We start from the raw sequence: 20240 nt of genomic DNA on the forward strand, positions 1-20240 counted from the left end.
CCGAGGACGATCGCGCGGCGGCTCCCCGGAGCCACCGGCGCAAGGACTCCGGCAAGTCACTGATCGCCATGACCCTGGTCGTCGCCCTGTTCGGCGTCATCGGTGTCGGCGGCTGGTGGGCATACAACAACATCGTCAAGGACTACTTCGTCGCCGAGGACTTCACCGGCGACGGCAACGGCAACCAGGTCGTCGTCACCGTCGAGCAGGGCTGGCTCGTGTCCGACATCGCCGACCACCTCTACGAGCAGGGCGTGATCGCCTCCGCGAAGGCGTTCCTGAACGCCTCCGAGGACGACGGCGACTCCGGCACCACGATCCAGCCGGGCTCCTACGCGATGGAGGAGGAGATGTCGGCCGCCGCGGCGCTCGAGTTCATGACCGACCCGGCGAACCTGACGCTCGACCACGTCGTCATTCCCGAAGGCAAGCGGTCCTTCGAGATCTACGAGATCCTCTCGGAGTACACGGGTGTGCCCGTCGCCGACTTCGAGGCCGCCGCCCAGGACCCCGAGGCGCTCGGCGTCGACCCGGTCTGGTTCGAGGGCTTCTCCGACCGGCAGGTCAAGTCCGTCGAGGGCTTCCTGTTCCCCTCCGCGTACGAGTTCGACGAGACCTGGACCGCCGCCGAGATGCTCGAGGCGATGGTCACGCGCTTCAACGAGACGATCGCCGAGATCGGGTTCATGGAGAAGCTCGCCTCGATCGAGGACCCCGACCCCGACTACGACCCGGGCGCCATGGAGAACCAGACGTTCTACCCGCCGACGAACGGCGAGTTCGAGATCTACCCGTGGATGGCGCTCCAGATCGCGTCCATCGTCCAGTCCGAGTCCGGCATCGCCTCCGACGACCCGAAGATCGCCCAGGTCATGTACAACAAGATGTACCTGAACCCGTACGACCACGAGCAGACCAACTGCAACTGCTTCGAGTCGGAGGCGATCTGGAACTACGGCCGCCTGCTCAACGGCGAGGACGCCATCACCTCCGGCGAGGACATCGACTGGGGCTCGGTCATGCGCGACCCCGACAACCCGTGGTCCCCGTCCGCGCCCGAGCACGCCGGCTACCTGCCGAGCGCGATCTCGAACCCCGGCGCGGCCGCCCTCGAGTCCGCCGTGAGCCCCGAGGCGGGCGACTGGCTGTTCTTCGTGACCGCCTACGACGACGGCTCGGCGCTGTTCGCCGAGACGTACGAGGAGCACCAGGACAACATCGAGGTCGCCGAGGAGAACGGCATCCAATGATGAAGGCCGCGGTCCTCGGCAAGCCCATCGCGCACTCGCTCTCGCCGGTCATCCACAACGCCGGCTTCGCCGCGGCGGGGCTCGGCGACTGGACGTACACGCGCCACGAGTGCGACGAGTCCGGGCTCGCCGCGTTCGTCGACGGGCTCGACGCGACCTGGGCCGGGCTCTCGCTCACCATGCCGCTCAAGGAGGTCGCGCTCGACGTCGCCGCGGAGGCCACCCCGGTCGCCGAGGCGATCGGCGCGGCCAACACGCTCGTGCTGCGCGGCGGGCGCCGCCTCGCGGACAACACCGACGCCCCCGGGATCGTCGACGCGCTCGCCGAGGCCGGCATGAAGGAGGCCGAGCACGTCGCCGTCCTCGGCGCCGGCGGGTCCGCGCGCGCCGCGCTCGCCGCCGCCCGGCAGCTCGGCGCCGCCGCCGTCACCGTGTACGCCCGCCGCCGCGAGGCGATCCGCGACCTCGAACCGGTCGCCTCCCGCCTCGGCCTGCGCCTGCACGCCGCCGACTGGGAGGACGCGGCGCGCGCCGGGCGCGCCGACCTGGTCGTCGCCACCGTCCCGAAGGGCGTCACCGACGGCCTGCGCCTGGACTGGTCGGCCGACGCGGTCCTGTTCGACATCCTCTACGACCCGTGGCCGACCCCGCTCGCCGCGGCCGCGGAGGCGAGCGGCGTGCGCGTCCTCGACGGGCTGGCGCTCCTGCTCGCCCAGGCCGTGCGGCAGTGGACGCAGTTCACCGGCGTCGCGGACGCCCCGGTCGCGGCGATGCGCCGCGCCCTCTACGACGCGGTCCCGTCCCGGACCGAGTGAAGGACCCGAGCATGCACGACGAGCACTTCTTCATCTACGACGGCGACTGCGCGTTCTGCACGACGTGCGCGAACTTCATCGAGAAGCGCATCCGCACCACCGCGAAGGTCACGCCCTGGCAGTGGGCCGACCTCGACGCGATGGGCGTGACCCAGGAGGAGGCCGAGGAGGCCGTCCTGTGGATCGAGGCCGACTTCCGCCGCGCCGGGCCCGACGCGATCGCGGTGCTCCTGCGCCGCGCCCAGTGGTACTGGCGCCCGATCGGCTGGGGCCTCTCGCTCAAGCCCGTCTCCTTCCTCGCCTGGCCCGTCTACCGCTGGGTCGCCCGCAACCGCCACCGCCTGCCCGGCGGCACCGCCGCCTGCTCGCTCCCGCAGGCCGAGCGCGACCGGCTCCGCGGGCAGCAGTGAGCGCCTTACGCACCGGTATGCCATACTCTGCCGATGCCCGCTGAGCGCACCGAACCCCCCTTGAGCCGCACCGGCAGGGCCGTCCGCGTCGCGGCGGCCCTCGCCATGGTCCTCGCGCTCATGGCCACCTCCGTGTGGGGCGAGGACGACTTCTTCCCGTTCGCGCCCTTCAAGATGTACTCGCGCGCCACGGACCCGGACGGCTGGGTCAAGAGCACCGGCGTCATCCTCATCGACGCCGAGGGCGAGCGGATCGCCATCAGCGACACCGACACCGGCTTCCGCCGCGCCGAACTCGAAGGCCAGCTGCCCCGCTTCCGCGAGGACCCCGGCCTGCTCGCGCACATCGCCGAGGCGTACGAGGCCGCGCACCCCGACGACCCCGAGATCGTCGGGGCCGAGATCGTCATCAGGCGCTACGAGCTCGTCGACGGCGCGCGCACCGGCGAGGAGACCGAGGAGATCGTCGCCGTGTGGACCGAGGAGGGGACCGCGTGAGCGTCCGCAGCGCCGTGAACGGCTTCTTCTTCGAACCCGTGCCGCTGGGCCGGGTCGCCGCGATGCGCTTCCTCGCCGGGCTCTACGTCTGGATCGAGTGGTGGGCGTACATGCCCTTCATCTTCCGGCACCGGTTCGTCCCCGAGGAGCTCTACCAGCCCCTCTTCATCGGCCGCGTCCTGCCGCTCCCCGCCCCCAACTACTGGATCGTCACCGGCACCCTCGTCGTCATGCTCGCCGCCGCCACCCCGATGATGTTCGGCTACCGGCCCCGGCTGTTCGGCTGGATCCTCTTCGCCGCCTACTTCGAGTGGATGATCATCGCCAACTCGTACGGCAAGGTCGACCACGCCAGCTTCGGGTTCATGACCCTGCTCCTGGTGCTGTGCATGATGCCCGCCGGCGCGCGGTGGGGCGACCGCGAGCACCTGTCCGAACGCGTCGGCTGGGGCTTCAAGCTCGTCCAGATCGGCGTCGTCTGCACCTACTTCCTGTCCGCGTGGGCCAAGTTCCGCTACGGCGGCTTCGACTGGGCGAACTCGGGCGTCTTCACGTGGGCGATCATCCGCCGCGGCACCGTGTTCTCGAACTGGATGCTCGACTTCCCCTGGCTGCTGCACCTCGCCCAGTGGGGCATGATCGCCTTCGAGCTCCTCACCCCGATCGTGCTGCTCGTCTACCGCTGGAAGCGGCTCCAGTACGCGCTCATCGCGTTCCTGTACTGCTTCCACGTCGCGGTCTTCGCCGCGCTCGGCATCAGCTTCCTGCCGCACCTGGTCGCCATGGCCTGCTTCCTGCCGCTCGAGCGCCTCGACCCGCGCGCGACCGTCCGCCGGCTCCGGGCCCGCGCCGCCGCGCGCCGCGCCGCGCCGACCGAGCGCGAACCCGAACCCCAGTTCGAGTCCGGCCCCTGACGCGCCGCGGCCCGCGCTGGCGGGCCCGTGCCATACTCTTGCCGTGTCAGTGGACGAACCCCACCTCTCCCGAGTCCGGCCGGCGGGCCGGGCGGTGCGCGTCTCGATCACCATGGTCGTGCTCGCGCTCGTCACCGCCACCACCTTCTGGGGCGGCGACGACTACTTCCCGTTCGCGCCGTTCAAGATGTACTCGTTCTCGAAGGAGCTCGACGGCTGGGCCGGCTCGACCCGCGTCGAGGCCGTGAACGAGGAGGGCGAGCGCTTCTCGCTCACCGAGCGCATCACCGGCTTCCGCCGGGCCGAGCTCGAAGGCCAGAAGAGCCGCTTCATCGAGGACCCGTCCCTGCTCCAATACATCGCCGAGGCGTACGAGAACACGAACCCGGACAAGCCCGAGATCGTCACCGTCGAGATCGTCGAGCGCCGCTACCGGCTCGAGGACGGCTACCAGACCGGCGAGGTCGTCGAGGTCGTCGAGGCCACCTGGACCCGGGAGGAGGACGCATGACGCCGCTCCCCTTGGCGCGGAAGGCCACCGGCTGGTTCTTCCAGCCCGTCGCCCTCGGGCGCGTGGCCGCGATGCGGTTCCTCGCCGGCGCGTTCATCTGGGTCGACTGGTGGTGGTACATGCCGTGGATCCTCGGCCACCGCCACGTCCCCGGCGAGCTCTACCAGCCGCTGTTCATCGCCCGCGTCCTGCCGGTCTTCCCGGTCCCGAACTACTGGATCGTCGTCGGCACCCTCGTCGTCCTCCTCGCCGCCGCCACCCCGATGATGTTCGGCTACCGCGCCCGCCTGTTCGGCTGGATCGTGGCGGCCGCGTACTTCGAGTGGATGATCATCGCGATGTCCTACGGGAAGGTCGACCACGGCAAGTTCGCGTTCCTCCTGCTCCTGTTCCTCCTGCCGACCATGCCGAAGGCGAAGTGGGGCGACCGGACGCACCTGTCCGAGCACGTCGGCTGGGGCTTCAACCTGGTCCAGATCGGCGTCGTCTGCACCTACTTCTTCGCGGCCTGGGCCAAGATCCGCTACGGCGGCTGGGAGTGGGTCAACTCCGCGACCATGACGTGGGCGATCATCCGCCGCGGCACCGAGTTCTCCACCTGGCTGCTCGACTACCCGTGGCTGCTGCGGCTCTCCCAGTGGGGCATGGTCGGCTTCGAGCTCCTGAGCCCCGTCGTCATGTTCGTCGCGGCCAAGCGCCTCAAATACGGCATCGTGGCGTTCTTCTACTGCTTCCACCTGACGGTGTTCCTCGCCGTGGAGATCAGCTTCCTGCCCCATCTGGTCGCGATGGCCTGCTTCCTCCCCTGGGAGCGCGTCCGTCCACGTGACCTGATTCGCAATCTGCCCCGGGCGCCCCGCCTGATCCGGGAGAAACTCAAGGCCCGCAAGCGCATTCCCGCCCCGCGGCGGCCCGCCGAGACCGCCCCGGAGGCCGAGCCCGCGTCCTAGGCCGCGGAAACGCGCTTGAGCGGAGGGGCCGAATTTTCCTACGGTGGAGAGATGCCGATTCTCGAAGCCCGCTCCCTCACCAAGACCTTCCGCAGGCCCGACAAGGCCTCCGGGTTCAAGGGCGCCGTCAAGCACCTGGTCCAGCGCAAGTACAAGAACTACACCGCGGTCGACGGCATCGACCTCTCGATCGAACCGGGCGAGTCGGTGGCCTACGTCGGGCCCAACGGCGCGGGCAAGTCCACCACCGTCAAGCTCCTCACCGGCATCCTGCGCCCCTCCGAGGGCACCGTCCGGGTGATGGGCCGCGACCCGCACACCGAGCGGATCGCCAACGCCCACGACATCGGCGTGCTCTTCGGCCAGCGCACCCAGCTGTGGTGGGACCTCCCCGTCGAGGAGTCCCTGAAGCTCCTCAAGCACATGTACGGCGTCTCCGACGCCGACTACCAGGCCCGCATCGCCAAGTTCGACGAGCTGCTCGACCTCGGCGAGTTCATGCCCGCGCTCGCCCGCACCCTGTCCCTGGGCCAGCGGATGCGCGCCGACCTCGCCTGCGCGCTCATCCACGCCCCCAAGATGGTCTACCTCGACGAGCCCACCATCGGCCTCGACATCTCCGTGAAGGACCGCCTCCGCGCGTTCCTGCGCGAACTCGTCGACGACGGCACCACGCTCCTGCTCACCAGCCACGACCTCGCCGACATCGAGGAGGTCTGCGAGCGCATCGTCGTCATCGACAAGGGCGCCATCGCCTACGACGGCCCGATCCAGCAGCTCAAGGCCCACTACATCACCACCAAGGCCGTGCACCTCATCCTCGAGGGCCCCGCCGACGTGCCCGCGCTGGCCGGGAAGTTCCCCGACTACGAGTGGGCCGCGGGCGAGTCGCCCAGTGAAGTGGTCGTCACGTACGAGTCGAACCGCTTCACCACCGCCGAAGTCCTCGGCGGCCTCACCTCCCAGCTCGCCCCCCGCGACCTGTCCCTCTCGGAACCGTCCATCGAGGACGTCATCCGCCGCCTCTACGCAGGAGAACTCACCAAGTGAGCAGTGCCCTTGCGGTCGACCGCGCGTTCGCGGTGATCGCGTTCAAGCGCCGCCTGGCCTACAAGACCCAGTGGCTGGTGGGCCTGGTCCTCGGCGGCGGCGCCATGCTCGTCTCGATGGCGATGTGGCGCGAACTCCTCTCCGGCGGCGCGCTCTCGGGCTACGACTGGGACGCCATGCGCGCCTACGTCATCATCGGGTTCATCACCGCGACCATGGTCTTCGGCGCGGCCGACTGGCAGATCGCCGACCGCATCCTCGACGGCCACGTCGCCGTCGACCTGACCAAGCCGGTGGACTTCCAGCGGGCCCGCGCCGCCGAGTTCGTCGGCTCGATGTGCTCGACGATCCCCACGGTCGCCGTCGGCGTCGCCGGGGCCTGGCTCCTGTTCGACCCGCCCGGCCCCGCCTCCGCGACGGCCGGGGTCCTCACCGCCGCGAGCCTCGTCCTGGTGTTCCCGCTCGCCTTCGGCATCACGTACCTGACGGTCCTGGTGTGCTTCTGGACCAAGCGGTACCTCGGCGTCATGTGGCTGCGCGAGGCCCTCCTCGCGTTCTTCTCAGGAATGATGATCCCCTTGGCGTTCATGCCCTCCTGGCTCCAGGCCGTCGCCTGGGCCCTGCCGTTCCCGCACTTCACGACCACGCCGTCGGCGATCTACCTCGGGCACGTCGACACCGCCGGCGCCCTCGGGCTCCTCGCGGCCGAGGCCGCCTGGGCCGCGGGCCTCTGGTTCGGCGCGCGCCTCGTCTTCAACCACGCGGTCAAGAAGGTGACGGTGCACGGTGGCTGACCCGACCCGCGCCCTGACGGCGCGCCACGTGGGCGGCGTCTACGGCCGCTCGCTGCTGGCCCAGATCCGCGCGATCACCGAGTACCCGGCCGACTTCTGGGTCATGGCCTCGGCGGGCGTCATGTGGAACGTCCTCCAGTTCGCGTTCCTCACCGTCCTGTTCGCCGCCGTCCCCGACGTCGCCGGCTGGCGCTACCACGAGATGCTCATGCTCTCCGGGCTCCTCACCGTCGCCGCTGGCTCGACCGCGCTGCTGTGCGACGGCATCTGGAGCACCGGCACGTACGTCCTCAAGGGCGAGATCGACTACCGCATCACCCGCCCCGCGCCTGTCGTCGTGCAGGTCGCGACCTCGCACATCGGCATGCAGGGCTTCGGCGAGACCGCGTTCGGGCTCGTCATGGTCGTCTACGGGTGGATCGGGGCGGGCCTGGGCCTCGCCGCGGTCCCCGCGGGCCTCCTCGGCGTGGCGTGCGCGGTCGTCATCGAGTGCGCGCTCATCACGATGCTGTGCGCGGTGACCTTCTGGATCAAGGGCAACAACTCGATCTTCGCGTTCGTGATGCTCGACCTCCAGCACAACGCGATGACACTGCCGCTCGCGCTGTTCCCGGCCGCCGTGAAGATCGTGACCATGTTCGTGCTCCCGGTCGCGTTCGTCAACTTCGTGCCCGTCGCGGTCCTCACCGGCCACCTCGGCCCCTGGTGGCTGATCGGGACGCCCCTGGCCGCCGTCGCGTCGGTCCTCGCCGCGCTCGGCGTCTACCGCCTCGGCCTGCGCTCCTACGACTCGTCTGGACACTGACACATGGCAAGCGTCGACCTCGCGCTCGCGACCATCTCGTTCAAGCGCAAGATCGCCTACAAGACCACCTGGCTGTTCTCCGTCCTCTTCGGAGGATGGTCGCTCCTGGCCGGCCTCGCCGTCTGGAGCACCCTCATCGGCGACGGCGAGCTGGGCGGCTACGACTGGCAGGCGATGAAGGCGTACCTCATCATCGGCTTCCTCACCTCGACCCTCGCGTGGGCCGGCTCCGACTGGGAGATGGCCAACCGCATCCTCGACGGCCTGGTCGCGATCGACCTGACCAAGCCGGTCGACTTCCAGCGCGCCCGCGCGGGGGAGTACATCGGCGGCATGGTCGCCTCCCTGCCCGCCGCGGCCCTCGGCACCGCCGCCGCGGTCCTCGCCTTCCGACCCGCGGGCCCCGACTCGGCGCTGGCGGCGGTCCTCACCGCCGTCAGCGTCCTGTTCATCTTCCCGCTCGCGTTCGGCATCAACTACCTGTCGGTCCTGAACTGCTTCGTCACCCAGCGGTACCTGGGCATCCAGTGGGCCCGCGACACGATGCTCGCGTTCTTCTCGGGCATGATGGTGCCGCTCGCGCTCATGCCGGTGTGGCTCCAAGGGGTCGCCTGGGCGCTCCCGTTCGTGCACTTCACCACCACGCCCGCCTCGATCTACCTCGGCCGCGTCGACACCGCCGGCGCCCTCGGCCTCCTCGCGGCCCAGGCCGCCTGGTCCGTCGGCCTGTGGGTCGTCGGGCGCCTCATCTGGTCCCAGCTCGTGAAGAAGGTGACCGTCCATGGCGGCTGACGCCTCCGGCCCCCGGCACGCGTTCGGGGTCTACCGCCGCTCGATCGGCGCCTACATCCGCTCCATCACCGAGTACCCGGCCGACTTCTGGGTCATGGCCGTGTCCGGCACGTTCTGGCAGATCATGCTGTTCGCGTTCCTCGGCATCCTGTTCGGCAACGTCAGCTCCGTCGACGGCTGGTCCTACCACGAGATGCTCGTACTCGCCGGCTTCCTCGCCACCGGCTGGTCGCTGACCGCCCTGGTCTGGGACGGCATCTGGGAGATCGGCAAGATGATCGTCCAGGGCGACCTCGACTACCGCATCACCCGGCCCGCGCCCGTCATCGTTCAGATCGGCGCCAACCACGTCGGCATGCAGGTCTTCGGCGAGGCCACCCTCGGCCTCGTCATGATCGGCATCGGCTGGCACGGCGCCGGCCTCTCCCTCTCGGCCGTCCCGCTCGGGGTGTTCCTCCTGCTGTGCGCCATCGTCATCCAGTGCGCCCTGCTCACCCTCGGCAACGCCGCGAACTTCTGGATGAAGGGCCGCACCCCCGTCGTCGCGTTCATGCTCACCGAACTCCAGAACGAGGGCATGCGGTTCCCGCTGACGATCTTCCCGGCCGCGGTCCGCCTGATCCTCACCTTCGGCCTCCCGTTCGCCTTCGCGAGTTTCGTCCCGGCCCAGATCCTCACCGGCCGCCTCGACCCCTGGTGGATCGCGGCCCCGCCCGTCGCGGCGATCGCCTCGGCCGCCGTCGCCGTCTGGGTCTTCCGCCTCGGCCTGCGCGCCTACGACTCGGCGGGCCACTAGCCCGTGGCGAACCGGATCGGGCCCCGCCGCGCCCTCGCACTCCACGCGAGGGCGCTGGCGGCCCAGTTCAGGGCCATCCCCGAATACCCGGGGGACTCGGTTCGAGCTCGACCTCAGTCCGCCTTTAGCATGCGGATCGCATGCTATTCTGGAGGCATGGTGTTCATTCAGGTGCGGAACGTGGAGGAGGACCTCCGCGAGGCGGCCAAGCTCCGCGCGACGGAGCTGGGCCTGGACCTGTCCACGTACGTCAAGAGCCTCATCAAGCGGGACCTCGCCCGGCCGAGCATGTCGGCCTGGCTGAACGAGGTCGCCGCCGACCCGGTCGGCCACCCGTTCGACGCCGCCGAAGCTGTGCGTGAGGCGCGCGAAGACCGCGACGGCCAGAACCGGCGGAACCTCGGGTTCGCCGAGTGATCGTCCTCGACGCCAGCGTCGTCCTCGCGCTGCTGACGGGCCATACGTCCGTGCAGACGATCTCCGCGCTGCTGCACGAGGACTCCGATGCGGTCGCGCCCGCGCACCTGGACGTCGAAGTCATGTCCGCGCTTCGCGGCCGCATGCTCGGCCGGCACCTGACCGCGGCCGATGTGTGCACCGCCGCCGCTCGCCTCGGAGCGATGCCGGTGCGCCGCATCCCGTTCGCCGACCCGAAACTGCTCCTCGAGACGGTGCGCTGGTTCGACAACCTCACCGCGTACGACGCCTGCTACGCCGCATTGGCGCTCGAGTTCGGCGCCACCCTCCTCACCGGTGACAAGGGCCTGGCGGACACCGCTGCCCGCGCCAAGATCGCCTGCCGGCACATCGACTGCTCCGCCTGACCGCCGCGACCCGTCCGGGCGGATCCGACCGGACGGCCGCGAAAAAAGACTTGCGTCCCCCCGCGCAGGTTCGCTACAGTTGCGTCCGTTGCCCGGAGGCCGTGCCCCGGGACTCGTGACGAATGGAGGTGTTTCTGATGGCTGTCGTCTTCCACGCCCATGCCTTGAATCTCAGTTCACCTCCCGCGCGCACGCTCTGACGCATTCGCGGTGCCGCGGGGACTACTCCACAGGAGACCCGCCACCTTGGCACGCAAAACCGAGTCCACTGATTCGTTCCAGTCCATCCGCCGCGGTCGCAAGCAGTCCAAGCAGAGCCAGGTGTTCTCGCAAGAGGACCACGAGCGCTTCGAGGCCATGCGCACCGTCTTCGACGAGATCCCCAACGACGACCGCCCGCCGGCGGGCGACCGCTGGTCGATCTGGTGGGACTCCGAGCCGCTCCAGCGCGGACCCGAGCCCCACCCCGACTGGGTCATCACCGACCACGGCGCCGTCGACTACGAGCTCGGCGTCCTCAAGACCGGCAAGGAAGCCGACGTGTTCCTCGTCGAACGCGTCGTCCCCGGCACCGACCGGGCCGTGATCCTCGCCTCCAAGCGCTACCGCAGCGCCGAGCACACCCAGTTCAACCGGGCCGGCGACTACACCGTCGGGCGCGCCGCCAAGCGCTCCCGCGACAACCGCGCCATGGCCAAGCGCACCACCTTCGGCCTCGAGCAGGCCGCCGGGCGCTGGGCCGCCGCCGAGTTCGACGCGCTCAAGCGCCTGTACGCGGTCGGCGTCCCCGTGCCCTACCCCGTCCAGGTCCACGGCACCGAGGTCCTCATGGAGTTCATCGGCCACGGGCGCACCGCCGCGCCCCGCCTAGCCGAGACCCGTCCGGACGAGTCCGAGCTCGACAGCCTCTGGGAGCAGGCCGCCGAGGCCCTGCGCCGCATGACCGAGCTGGGCTTCGCCCACGGCGACCTCTCGCCGTACAACACGGTGGTGCACGAGGGCCGCCTCGTCGTCCTCGACCTCCCGCAGGTCGTAGACATCTACGCGAACCCCCTGGGATTGACGTTCCTTACCAGGGACGTCGAGAACCTCGGCTCCTGGTTCTCGGCCCGCGGCGTCGACCGCGAGCTCGTCGACGACCTCCACGCGGAGGTCCTGGCGCTGGCGGCCAGGCCGTAGCGGCGAGGGTGTCGGGGGCGGGATATAGCCTTGTGTTGTGGCAGTTGACTACCGTCCCGCTCCCGGCACCATCCCCACCGAGCCGGGCGTCTACCGGTTCCGGGACCGCGACCGGCGCGTCATCTACGTCGGCAAGGCGAAGAACCTGCGGAACCGGCTGAACTCGTACTTCGCGGACGAGACCCGGCTCCACGAGCGCACCCGCCGCATGGTCAACACCGCGCGCAGCGTGGAGTGGACCGTGGTCGCCACCGAGGTCGAGGCCCTCCAGCTCGAGTGGACCTGGATCAAGGAGTACGACCCGCGCTTCAACGTCATGTTCAAGGACGACAAGTCCTACCCGTGGCTCGCGGTCACCGTGGGGGAGGAGTTCCCCCGCGCCCAGGTCATGCGCGGCGCCCGCCGCAAGGGCGTCCGCTACTTCGGGCCCTTCGGCTCGGCCTGGGCCATCCGCCAGACCCTCGACCTGCTCACCCGCGTCTTCCCGATCCGCACCTGCTCCGACACGGAGTTCAAGCGCTGCAACCGGATCAACCGCCCCAACCTCCTGGCCGACATCGGCAAGTGCTCGGCGCCGTGCGTCGGGCGCATCTCCGCCGAGGACTACCGCGAGCTCGTGAACGGCTTCTGCGCCTTCATGGCCGGCGAGACCGCCCCGGTGCGCCGCCGCCTCCTCGCCGAGATGCAGGAGGCGTCCGAAGCCCTCGAGTTCGAGCGGGCCGCGCGCCTGCGCGACGACCTCGCCGCCCTCGACAAGGTCCTCGAACAGCAGGTCGTGGTCCTCGCCGAGGACGTCGACTGCGACGTCATGGCCGTCGCGGACGACGAGCTCGAAGCGGCCGTCCAGGTCTTCCACGTCCGCAAGGGCCGCATCCGCGGCCAGCGCGGCTGGGTCGTCGACAAGGCCGAGCCGGTCGACCTCGCCGGCCTCGTCGAGCAGTTCTGCCTCCAGTTCTACGGCGAGCAGAACGAGGTCGTGCCCAAGGAGGTCCTGGTCCCGGCCCTGCCCGCCGACCACGCCGCCCTCGCCGAGCTCCTGTCGGAGCGCCGCGGCGCCAAGGTCGACCTGCGCGTGCCCCGCCGCGGCGACAAGCGCGCGCTGGCCGAGACCGTCGAGAAGAACGCCCTGGAGAACCTCCAGCGCCACAAGCTCAAGCGCGCCGGCGACCTCACCTCCCGCTCCAAGGCCCTCGAAGAGCTCGCCGACGCCCTCGACCTGCCCGAGGCCCCGCTGCGGATCGAGTGCTACGACGTCTCGCAGTCCCAGGGCGAGGACGTGGTCGCCTCGATGGTCGTGTTCGAGGACGGCCTGCCGCGCAAGAGCGAGTACCGGCGCTTCGTCATCAAGGGCGAGCGCAAGGACGACCTCGCCTCGCTCCAGGAGACGCTGCGCCGCCGCCTCGCCAGGCTCGCCGACCAGCCCGCCGGCTCGCCGGTCGAAGAGGGGGAGGAGCCGAAGCGCGGCTTCCACTACCCGCCGCAGCTCCTGGTCGTCGACGGCGGCCAGCCGCAGGTCGCGGCCGCCGAGCAGGTCTTCGCCGAGCTCGGGATCGACACGATCAACCTCGCCGGGCTCGCCAAGCGCCTCGAGGAGATCTGGCTCCCGGGCGAGGAGTTCCCGGTGATCCTCTCGCGCACCTCCGAGGCCCTGTACCTCATGCAGCGCGTCCGCGACGAGGCCCACCGCTTCGCGATCTCCTTGCACCGCAGCCGCAGGCGCAAGAAGATGACCGCCTCCGCCCTCGATGGCGTCCCGGGCCTGGGGGAGTCGAAGAAGAAGGCGCTGCTGAAGGAGTTCGGGTCGGTGAAGCGCCTCCGCGAGGCCGAACTGTCCGATTTGGAGGCCGTGCCCGGGATCGGCCCGAAACTGGCGGAGGCCTTGCAGACACATCTGCGTAATCCGGATGACAACGGCGCTTGAGACTGCTCTGGTAGCTATACGATGGTCGATTCGGCGAACGGGCCGGGGCCGTGTCACCACGGCGGTTGGAAACGAACTCGGGGATACTTGACTTATGGGTGTGGCAGCTGTGCATGCGGGTTCGAGCGACCGCAGCGAATTGGACCTCGTCATCGTCACCGGCATCTCGGGCGGCGGACGCTCGACAGTGGCGCGCGCATTGGAGAACGTCGGCTATTACGTGATCGACAACCTCCCGGAGTCGCTGGTCGGCCAGGCCGCCGAGCTGGCCGCCGCGGGCGGCGAGGAGGTGCGGCGCACCGCGATGGTGCTCGACGTGCGCTCCCGCGCGTTCATGACCGACCTCGTGGGCGTCATCGAGGACCTGCGCAAAGGCGGCTTCAAGCCGCACCTGGTGTTCGTCGACGCCGACGACGACGTGATCATCCGCCGCTTCGAGAAGGTCCGCCGCGCCCACCCGCTCCAAGGGGACGGGCTCCTGGCCGACGGCATCGCCGCCGAGCGCCGCCTCCTGGAGCCGGCGCGCGGCTCGGCCGACACCCTGTTCGACACCACGCACCTGAACGAGAACCAGCTGCGCGCCCGCGTCGAGGAGGCGTTCCTCGCCCCGTCCTCGCCGCGCCTCCAGTTCACCTGCATGTCGTTCGGGTTCAAGTACGGCATCCCCCGCGACGCCGACTACGTCGCTGACGTACGATTCCTTCCCAACCCGTACTGGGTCCCGGCCCTGCGCGAGCACACCGGCACCGACTCCGACGTCTCGGAGTACGTCCTCGGTCAGGACGGCGCGGAGGAGTTCGTCGAGTCGTACACGGCGCTGCTCCTCGGCACCACCCAGGGCTTCGAGCGGGAAGGCAAGCGCTACATGACGATCGCCATCGGCTGCACCGGCGGCAAGCACCGCAGCGTCGCCATCTCCGAGGAGATCGCCAAGCGCCTGACCGCGGCCGGGTTCCCCGCGAACACCCACCACCGGGACCGCGGGAACGAGTAGTCCCCCCGGCACCACCACCGACACCCCCGATCCGAGGTAACCGCTGATGCAGAAAGTGGTCGCGTTCGGCGGCGGGCGGGGCCTGTCGGCCTCGCTGCGCGCGCTCTCGAGGCTCGACGTCGATCTGACGGCCGTGGTCACGGTCGCCGACGACGGCGGCTCGTCGGGGGACATCCGCGCCACCCGCCGGGTGCTGCCTCCCGGGGACCTGCGCAAGGCCCTCGTCGCGACCGCCGACCCCTCCCGCGCCGAGGCCGCCGAGCTGTTCTCGCACCGCTTCGGCGGCGAGGACTTCCTCTCGGGCCACCCGGTCGGCAACATCGTCCTGCTCTCGCTGCTCGAACGCCACGAGAACCCGGTCGAGGCCGTCGCCGCGGCCGGGCGCATCGTCGGCTCCCGCGCCCGCGTCCTGCCCATGTCCTGCACCCCGCTCGACATCGAGGCCGACCTCGCCGAGGGCGCCGGCACCCGCACGATCGTCGGCCAGCACGACGTCGCGGTCGCCGACGGCCAGGTCGAGGACGTGCGCCTCCTGCCCGCCGACGCCCCGGCCTGCCCCGAGACCCTGGAGGCGATCGCCGCCGCCGACTGGCTCGTCTTCGGCCCCGGCTCCTGGTACACCTCCGTGATCCCGCACCTGCTCCTGCCGTCGCTGCGCGAGGCCATCGCCGCCTCCGCGGCCCGCAAGATCGTGGTGCTCAACCTCTCGGAGGAGAAGGAGACGGACGGCCTGACCCTCGCCGGTCACGTCGACACGCTGCGGCGATACGCAGAAGGTGTCCGGTTTCACTACGTCGTGTCAGGCGACGCCCGAACCCTCGCCGAGCCCGGCTCGTTGAACAGTGCGGCACAATCGTTGGAGGCCCGGTTGGTCGCGGCGGACCTCGCCGCCGACGGCGTCACGCACGACGTCGCGTCCCTGGCCGCCGTATTGGGAAAGCTGCTGGTCGAAGATGGTGGTTAACGAATGGCGATGACCTCGGAGGTCAAGGACGAGCTCAGTCGCATCGAGGTGACGAAGTCCTGCTGCCAGCGCGCCGAACTCGGCGCGCTCTTCCGGTTCGCCGGGGGCCTCCATCTCGTCGGCCAGGGCAACGTGGTCGTCGAAGCCGAGGTCGACGCCGGCAACGTCGCCCGCCGAGCCAAGCGCATGATCAACGACCTCTACCACTACGAGTCCGAGATCCACGTCCTCGTGGCCGCCGGACTGCGCCGCAACAACCACTACCTGCTGCGCGTCATGGCCGACGGCCAGGCGTTCTCCAAGCAGATCGGCCTCACCGACCAGCGCGGCTACCCCGTCCGGGGCCTGCCCAACCACGTCGTCGGCGCCTACCCGTGCTGCGCCGAGGCCGCCTGGCGCGGCGCGTTCCTCGCCCGCGGCTCCCTCACCGAGCCCGGCCGCTCCTCGGCCCTCGAGGTCACCTGCCCCGGCCCCGAGTCCGCGCTCGCCCTCGTCGGCGCCGCCCGCCGCCTCGGCATCGCCGCGAAGTCCCGCGACGTCCGCGGCGTCGACCGCGTCGTCATCCGCGACGGCGACGCCATCGGCGAGCTGCTCACCCGCCTCGGCGCCCACGCCTCCGTCCTCACCTGGGAGGAGCGCCGCGTCCGCCGCGAGGTCCGGGCCACCGCCAACCGGCTCGCGAACTTCGACGACGCGAACCTCCGCCGCTCCGCGCGCGCGGCCGTCGCCGCCGCCGCGAAGGTCACCCGCGCCCTCGAAGTCCTCGCCGACGACGTCCCCGAGCACCTCGCCTCCGCCGGGCGCCTCCGGCTCGAGCACCGCCAGGCCTCCCTCGAGGAGCTCGGCGCGCTCGCCGACCCGCCCCTTACCAAGGACGCCATCGCGGGACGGATCCGGCGCCTGATCAACATGGCGACCAAACGCGCCCAGGAGACCGGCGTCCCCGGACCCGACGACGTCGTCGCAGAAGAGGAAGCCCTGGTCGCATAGGGCGGCTTCGACCCGATTCGCCGCACCCGACGCACCCGTCGCGGTCCGCCGATCAAGGGTTAGGCTTAACCGCGATGTCACACCCGCGTCCCGGGTGTGACATGATCGGGGGGAACCGGCCGCGGAAGGTCTGAGAACCGGAGCGGTTAGGGTCAAGGAGTGCTCGGCGACGTGGCCGAACAGCGATCTGTTCCACCGTCGCTCTTCGGCTGAACGGATCGCGTGCGAGACCGCCTCCGGTCTCATTCAGATATCCGATCCTGTTCTAGCGAGGAGATGGGCACGTGACCATCCGCGTTGGCGTCAACGGCTTCGGCCGCATTGGGCGCAACTTCTTCCGGGCGGTTCTCGCCTCCGGTGCCGATGTCGAAATCGTCGCCTACAACGACCTGGGCGACGCCGAGACCATCGCAAACCTGCTGAAGTACGACTCGATCCTCGGCCGCCTCCCCTACGAGGTCAAGGTCGGCGACGGCGAGATCACCGTCAACGGCAAGACCATCAAGGCGTTCGCCGAGCGCGACCCCGCCAACATCCCGTGGGCCGAGGTCGGCGCCGAGGTCGTCATCGAGTCGACCGGCTTCTTCACCGACGGCACCAAGGCCGCCGCGCACCTCGGCGAGACCGTCAAGAAGGTCATCATCTCCGCCCCGGCGAAGAACGAGGACCTGACCGTGGTCATGGGCGTCAACCACGACAAGTACGACGCCGCGAACCACCACATCATCTCGAACGCGTCCTGCACCACCAACTGCCTGGCCCCGATGGCCAAGGTCCTCAACGACGCCATCGGCATCGAAAAGGGCCTGATGACGACCATCCACGCCTACACGCAGGACCAGAACCTCCAGGACGGCCCGCACAAGGACCCGCGTCGCGCCCGCGCCGCCGCCCTGAACGTCGTGCCCACCACGACCGGCGCCGCCAAGGCCGTCGGCCTGGTGCTGCCCGAGCTCAACGGCAAGCTCGACGGCTACTCGCTGCGCGTCCCGATCGCGACCGGCTCGATCACCGACCTCACCTTCGAGGCCTCCCGCGAGGTCACGGCCGAAGAGGTCAACGGCGCGCTCAAGGCCGCCGCCGAGGGCCCGCTCAAGGGCATCCTGGCCTACACCGAGGACCCGATCGTCTCCAAGGACATCGAGACCGACCCGCACTCCTGCATCATCGACGGCCTCCTGACCAAGGTCATCGGCAACCAGGTCAAGGTCTTCGGCTGGTACGACAACGAGTGGGGCTTCTCGAACCGCCTCGTCAGCCTCGTCGAACTCGTCGGCTAACGCAGCGATGAAGACGCTCGACGAACTCCTGGAGGAGGGCGTCAACGGTCGGCGCGTACTCGTACGCGCCGACCTCAACGTGCCTCTGGACGGGAAGACCATCACCGACGACGGCCGCATCCGCGCCGTCGCCCCCACGATCAAGGCGCTCGCCGAGGCCGGCGCCCGTGTCGTGGTCTGCTCGCACCTGGGCCGCCCGAAGGGCGCGCCGGACCCCGCCTTCTCGCTGGCCCCCGTGGCCAAGCGCCTCGGCGAGGTCCTGGGGCGCGAGGTCGCGTTCGCCAACGACACCGTCGGCTCCGACGCCGAGTCCAAGGCCGTGGCCCAGGTCGACGGCGACGTCCTCCTGCTGGAGAACCTGCGCTTCAACAAGGGCGAGACCAGCAAGGACGACACCGAGCGGGCCGAGTTCGCCGGCCAGCTCTCCGCGTTCGGCGACCTGTACGTGGACGACGCGTTCGGCGCGGTCCACCGCAAGCACGCCTCCGTGTACGACGTCGCTACGCTTCTCCCGCACTACGCCGGCTGGCTCATCGCCAAGGAGGTCGAGGTCCTCTCGAAGCTCACCGGCAAGCCCGAGCAGCCGTACGTCGTCATCCTCGGCGGCGCGAAGGTCTCCGACAAGCTCGCGGTCATCGACAACCTGCTCGACAAGGTCGACACGCTCATCGTCGGCGGCGGCATGATGTTCACCTTCCTCGCGGCCCAGGGCTACGAGGTCGGGTCGTCGCTGCTGGAGAAGGACCAGATCGAGACCTGCAAGAACTACCTCGAGCGCGCCGCCGAACTCGGCGTCGAACTCCTGCTGCCGGTCGACACGACCACGGCCGCCGAGTTTGCCGCCGACGCCGAGCCGCTCACCGTGTCCGTGGACGCGATCCCGGCCGAGCGCATGGGCCTCGACATCGGCCCCGAGTCCGCGAAGCTGTTCGCCGAGCGGATCGCCGGAGCCAAGACCGTGTTCTGGAACGGCCCCATGGGCGTCTTCGAGTTCCCCGACTACGCCGCGGGCACGCGCACCGTCGCCCAGGCGCTGGTGGACTCCGAGGCGTTCAGCGTGGTCGGCGGCGGCGACTCCGCTGCCGCGGTCCGCACCCTCGGCCTGCCCGAGGACGGCTTCGGCCACATCTCGACCGGCGGCGGCGCGAGCCTCGAATACCTCGAGGGCAAGACGCTCCCCGGCCTGGACGCACTGGAGAAGTGAACATGACTGAGACCCGCAAGCCGCTCATCGCCGGCAACTGGAAGATGAACCTCAACCACCTCGAAGCGATCGCGCTGGTGCAGAAGCTCGCCTTCAGCCTTACCCGCGAGCAGCTCGAAGCGGTCGAGACCGTCGTCCTCCCGCCGTTCGTCGACATCCGCAGCGTGCAGACGCTGGTCGACGGCGACAAGCTGACCATCGGCTTCGGCGCGCAGGACCTGTCGGCGCACCCGTCGGGCGCGTACACCGGCGAGATCGCCGGCTCGATGCTCGCGAAGCTGGGCTGCTCGTACGTGGCCGTCGGCCACTCCGAGCGCCGCCAGTACCACGAGGAGTCCGACGAGCTGGTGGCCGCCAAGGTCCGCCAGGCGCTCAACAACGGCATCAGCCCGATCCTCTGCGTCGGCGAGGCGCTGGACGTCCGGGAGGCGGGGAACCACATCTCGCACTCGGTCTCCCAGCTGATCGCCGCCGTGGACGGGCTCACCGAGGAAGAGCTCGGCAAGGTCGTCGTCGCGTACGAGCCCGTGTGGGCCATCGGCACCGGCCGCACGGCCTCCGCCGAGGACGCGCAGGAGGTCATCGGCGCACTGCGCGCGGCCCTCGCCGAGAAGTTCGGTGCGGTGGCGGAGCGGGTCCGCATCCTCTACGGCGGCTCGGTGAAGTCCTCCAACGTCGCCCAGATCATGGCCAAGCCCGACATCGACGGCGCCCTCGTGGGCGGCGCCTCGCTCGACGCCGAGGAGTTCGCCAAGATCGTCCGCTTCCCGGAGCACGCCGGGGCTTAACTCAATACCGCCGCAGCGCCCGAGCTGAGCGCTGCGGCCCGCAGGCAGGGCCGCCGTACAACGTCGTACGGCGGCTCCTTGCGTCCACGCCCGTGCGCATTCGCACGGATGGAGTCGCAATTCATGCGACTGAGCACGCCCCATGGACTTACCGATAAGTCCAACCGCTAGACTCGTGCGTGGCCCGCGCCCCATAACGGGCCAGATTTGCTGAGAGGAAACCCGATCACTGATGATGTCGGTTCTGAGTTGGGCCCTGCTGGTCATCCTGCTGCTCTCCAGCGCGATCCTGATCCTCATGGTGCTGCTGCACAAAGGTAAGGGCGGCGGCCTGTCGAGCATGTTCGGCGGCGGCATGTCCTCCGTCGCGTCGGGCTCCACGGTCGCGGAGAAGAACCTCACCCGGATCACGATCGGCGTGGGCATCATCTGGTTCGCCAGCATCATCGCCTTCGGTCTCCTCCTGCGGACCATGGTCTAACGACCGACAGACTTCGAAGGGCCCCGACCG

General features: G+C 69.9%; 23 protein-coding genes. All 23 read left to right on the forward strand.

From position 1 onward, the window contains the following. Nucleotides 1–68: 68 nt before the first annotated feature. A complete protein-coding gene (locus tag EIW28_RS09095) occupies nucleotides 69–1250 on the forward strand; it encodes an endolytic transglycosylase MltG (protein ID WP_158630341.1) in 1182 nt (393 codons plus the stop codon). Beyond that, a complete protein-coding gene (locus tag EIW28_RS09100; RefSeq protein WP_125247367.1) occupies nucleotides 1247–2065 on the forward strand; it encodes a shikimate dehydrogenase in 819 nt (272 codons plus the stop codon). The genes EIW28_RS09095 and EIW28_RS09100 overlap by 4 nt, the downstream gene beginning before the upstream one ends. Nucleotides 2066–2076: 11 nt before the next feature. Further along, a complete protein-coding gene (locus EIW28_RS09105; protein ID WP_125247368.1) occupies nucleotides 2077–2475 on the forward strand; it encodes a thiol-disulfide oxidoreductase DCC family protein in 399 nt (132 codons plus the stop codon). Between the two features lie 33 nt (nucleotides 2476–2508). Beyond that, nucleotides 2509–2973 carry a hypothetical protein gene (locus tag EIW28_RS09110; protein ID WP_125247369.1) on the forward strand — a complete coding sequence of 155 codons (465 nt, stop codon included), beginning with the start codon at nucleotides 2509–2511 and terminating at the stop codon, nucleotides 2971–2973. Further along, nucleotides 2970–3887 carry an MFS transporter permease gene (locus tag EIW28_RS09115; protein ID WP_125247370.1) on the forward strand — a complete coding sequence of 306 codons (918 nt, stop codon included), beginning with the start codon at nucleotides 2970–2972 and terminating at the stop codon, nucleotides 3885–3887. The genes EIW28_RS09110 and EIW28_RS09115 overlap by 4 nt, the downstream gene beginning before the upstream one ends. A 43-nt stretch (nucleotides 3888–3930) precedes the next feature. Continuing rightward, complete coding sequence (locus EIW28_RS09120) at nucleotides 3931–4398, forward strand: hypothetical protein (protein WP_125247371.1); 468 nt, start codon at nucleotides 3931–3933, stop codon at nucleotides 4396–4398. Beyond that, nucleotides 4395–5348, forward strand: coding sequence for an MFS transporter permease (locus EIW28_RS09125; protein WP_125247372.1), 954 nt, complete (start codon nucleotides 4395–4397; stop codon nucleotides 5346–5348). Before EIW28_RS09120 ends, EIW28_RS09125 begins: the two co-directional genes overlap by 4 nt. 51 nt (nucleotides 5349–5399) lie before the next feature. Continuing rightward, entirely contained in the window at nucleotides 5400–6398 is a 999-nt protein-coding gene (locus EIW28_RS09130) for an ABC transporter ATP-binding protein (RefSeq protein WP_125247373.1), read from the forward strand. Beyond that, nucleotides 6395–7192 (forward strand): ABC transporter permease, encoded by a 798-nt coding sequence (locus tag EIW28_RS09135; protein WP_125247374.1) that lies wholly within the window; start codon nucleotides 6395–6397, stop codon nucleotides 7190–7192. The genes EIW28_RS09130 and EIW28_RS09135 overlap by 4 nt, the downstream gene beginning before the upstream one ends. Continuing rightward, on the forward strand, nucleotides 7185–7997 hold the full coding sequence (locus EIW28_RS09140) for an ABC transporter permease (RefSeq protein WP_125247375.1): 813 nt from the start codon (nucleotides 7185–7187) through the stop codon (nucleotides 7995–7997). Before EIW28_RS09135 ends, EIW28_RS09140 begins: the two co-directional genes overlap by 8 nt. A 3-nt stretch (nucleotides 7998–8000) precedes the next feature. Then, nucleotides 8001–8789 carry an ABC transporter permease gene (locus EIW28_RS09145; protein ID WP_125247376.1) on the forward strand — a complete coding sequence of 263 codons (789 nt, stop codon included), beginning with the start codon at nucleotides 8001–8003 and terminating at the stop codon, nucleotides 8787–8789. Beyond that, the gene (locus tag EIW28_RS09150; RefSeq protein WP_125247377.1) at nucleotides 8779–9585 is read left to right on the forward strand and encodes an ABC transporter permease; all 807 of its coding nucleotides are present in this window, start codon (nucleotides 8779–8781) and stop codon (nucleotides 9583–9585) included. Before EIW28_RS09145 ends, EIW28_RS09150 begins: the two co-directional genes overlap by 11 nt. Nucleotides 9586–9741: 156 nt before the next feature. Then, nucleotides 9742–10002, forward strand: coding sequence for a hypothetical protein (locus EIW28_RS09155; RefSeq protein ID WP_125247378.1), 261 nt, complete (start codon nucleotides 9742–9744; stop codon nucleotides 10000–10002). After that, nucleotides 9999–10409 carry a type II toxin-antitoxin system VapC family toxin gene (locus tag EIW28_RS09160; protein WP_125247379.1) on the forward strand — a complete coding sequence of 137 codons (411 nt, stop codon included), beginning with the start codon at nucleotides 9999–10001 and terminating at the stop codon, nucleotides 10407–10409. Before EIW28_RS09155 ends, EIW28_RS09160 begins: the two co-directional genes overlap by 4 nt. A gap of 246 nt (nucleotides 10410–10655) precedes the next feature. Continuing rightward, on the forward strand, nucleotides 10656–11588 hold the full coding sequence (locus tag EIW28_RS09165) for a serine protein kinase RIO (protein ID WP_232013864.1): 933 nt from the start codon (nucleotides 10656–10658) through the stop codon (nucleotides 11586–11588). A gap of 37 nt (nucleotides 11589–11625) precedes the next feature. Then, entirely contained in the window at nucleotides 11626–13509 is a 1884-nt protein-coding gene (gene uvrC, locus EIW28_RS09170) for an excinuclease ABC subunit UvrC (RefSeq protein ID WP_125247380.1), read from the forward strand. A gap of 109 nt (nucleotides 13510–13618) precedes the next feature. Then, entirely contained in the window at nucleotides 13619–14503 is an 885-nt protein-coding gene (rapZ, locus tag EIW28_RS09175) for an RNase adapter RapZ (RefSeq protein WP_408612200.1), read from the forward strand. A gap of 46 nt (nucleotides 14504–14549) precedes the next feature. After that, on the forward strand, nucleotides 14550–15467 hold the full coding sequence (locus EIW28_RS09180; RefSeq protein WP_125247382.1) for a gluconeogenesis factor YvcK family protein: 918 nt from the start codon (nucleotides 14550–14552) through the stop codon (nucleotides 15465–15467). A 3-nt stretch (nucleotides 15468–15470) separates the two neighbouring features. Further along, entirely contained in the window at nucleotides 15471–16457 is a 987-nt protein-coding gene (whiA, locus tag EIW28_RS09185) for a DNA-binding protein WhiA (protein ID WP_125247383.1), read from the forward strand. Between the two features lie 284 nt (nucleotides 16458–16741). Next, nucleotides 16742–17737, forward strand: a complete 996-nt coding sequence (gene gap, locus EIW28_RS09190; protein ID WP_125247384.1) for a type I glyceraldehyde-3-phosphate dehydrogenase — start codon at nucleotides 16742–16744, stop codon at nucleotides 17735–17737. Nucleotides 17738–17744: 7 nt separating this feature from the next. Continuing rightward, nucleotides 17745–18941, forward strand: coding sequence for a phosphoglycerate kinase (locus tag EIW28_RS09195; protein ID WP_125247385.1), 1197 nt, complete (start codon nucleotides 17745–17747; stop codon nucleotides 18939–18941). A 2-nt stretch (nucleotides 18942–18943) separates the two neighbouring features. Continuing rightward, the gene (gene tpiA / locus EIW28_RS09200; protein WP_125247386.1) at nucleotides 18944–19729 is read left to right on the forward strand and encodes a triose-phosphate isomerase; all 786 of its coding nucleotides are present in this window, start codon (nucleotides 18944–18946) and stop codon (nucleotides 19727–19729) included. Nucleotides 19730–19964: 235 nt separating this feature from the next. Beyond that, nucleotides 19965–20210: a preprotein translocase subunit SecG gene (gene secG, locus EIW28_RS09205; protein WP_125247586.1), complete on the forward strand. Its 246-nt coding sequence runs from the start codon at nucleotides 19965–19967 to the stop codon at nucleotides 20208–20210. Nucleotides 20211–20240 lie beyond the last annotated feature (30 nt).

The sequence above is a fragment of the Glycomyces terrestris genome, assembly GCF_003933745.1.
GTDB lineage: Bacteria > Actinomycetota > Actinomycetes > Mycobacteriales > Micromonosporaceae > Glycomyces > Glycomyces terrestris.